This window comes from Paenibacillus piri, assembly GCF_004354045.1.
Classification (GTDB): Bacteria; Bacillota; Bacilli; order Paenibacillales; family NBRC-103111; genus Paenibacillus_S; species Paenibacillus_S piri.
Genome location: NZ_SMRT01000058.1, coordinates 1 through 1096, shown reverse-complemented (window position 1 = coordinate 1096; position 1096 = coordinate 1). Strand labels below are relative to the sequence as shown.

4 tRNA genes and 2 rRNA genes are annotated in these 1096 nt (G+C 54.7%); all 6 read right to left on the bottom strand.

What is annotated here, in order from left to right:
- Window positions 1-12 precede the first annotated feature (12 nt).
- Window positions 13-89 (bottom strand) — tRNA-Met (locus E1757_RS35605).
- 12 nt (window positions 90-101) lie between these two features.
- A tRNA-Val gene (locus E1757_RS35600) sits at window positions 102-177 on the bottom strand.
- Window positions 178-300: 123 nt separating this feature from the next.
- Window positions 301-372 (bottom strand) — tRNA-Glu (locus tag E1757_RS35595).
- 7 nt (window positions 373-379) lie between these two features.
- Window positions 380-471 (bottom strand) — tRNA-Ser (locus tag E1757_RS35590).
- Between the two features lie 63 nt (window positions 472-534).
- Window positions 535-651 (bottom strand): 5S ribosomal RNA (gene rrf, locus E1757_RS35585).
- Between the two features lie 173 nt (window positions 652-824).
- Window positions 825-1096 (bottom strand): 23S ribosomal RNA (locus E1757_RS35580); the annotation flags it as partial.

Below are 1096 nucleotides of genomic sequence, written 5' to 3'. Positions count from 1 at the left end.
CTTCGAGAAAATTGGTTGCGGGGGCAGGATTTGAACCTGCGGCCTTCGGGTTATGAGCCCGACGAGCTACCGGGCTGCTCCACCCCGCGTCAGTAATATTATGGTGGGCGCTGACGGGATCGAACCGCCGACCCTCTGCTTGTAAGGCAGATGCTCTCCCAGCTGAGCTAAGCGCCCAAATCTTAAATGGTGACCCGTAGGGGATACTGTCTACTTCGTAGCCAGACTGCGAAGCCGATGCTTTCGAAGCCTATGCTCCGACGAACCTCGGGGTTCTCATCCCTGTACTGGTATAAATGATGACCCGTAGGGGATTCGAACCCCTGTTACCTCCGTGAAAGGGAGGTGTCTTAACCCCTTGACCAACGGGCCTTATGTATGGCGGAGAGAGAGGGATTCGAACCCTCGAGACGCTTGTGACGCCTACACGATTTCCAATCGTGCTCCTTCGGCCAGCTCGGACACCTCTCCGTTTAGAACATGCTGCTCTACCGAACAGACCTATTTATTATCCTATTATGCCTAAAAGGCCACGCTTGGCGACGTCCTACTCTCCCAAGACCCTGCGGTCTAAGTACCATTGGCGCTGGAGGGCTTAACGGTCGTGTTCGAGATGGGAACGCGTGGTTCCCCTCCGCCATCATCACCAAACGTGGTTTAAGGTTGATGTTCCCGCCAAGGAACATCCGCTCTTCTGTTCAAGACGGCTTGCGCCTTGAAAACTGGATCCGAAACCGGCAAGCATTGTTCGTTCTTCTTTTCTTAGAGGCCCCGTGAAAGGAATCGGACTGCGCTACAGCGCCTTTCGTCCCTTTCTTGGGTAGTTAGTTAAGCCCTCGACCGATTAGTATTCGTCAGCTCCACACGTTGCCGCGCTTCCACCCCGAACCTATCTACCTCGTCGTCTTCAAGGGGTCTTACTTACTGGGAAATCTCATCTTGAGGGGGGCTTCACGCTTAGATGCTTTCAGCGCTTATCCCTTCCGTACGTAGCTATCCAGCCGTGCTCCTGGCGGAACAACTGGTACACCAGCGGTACGTCCATCCCGGTCCTCTCGTACTAAGGACAGCTCCTCTCAAATTTCCTACGCCCGCG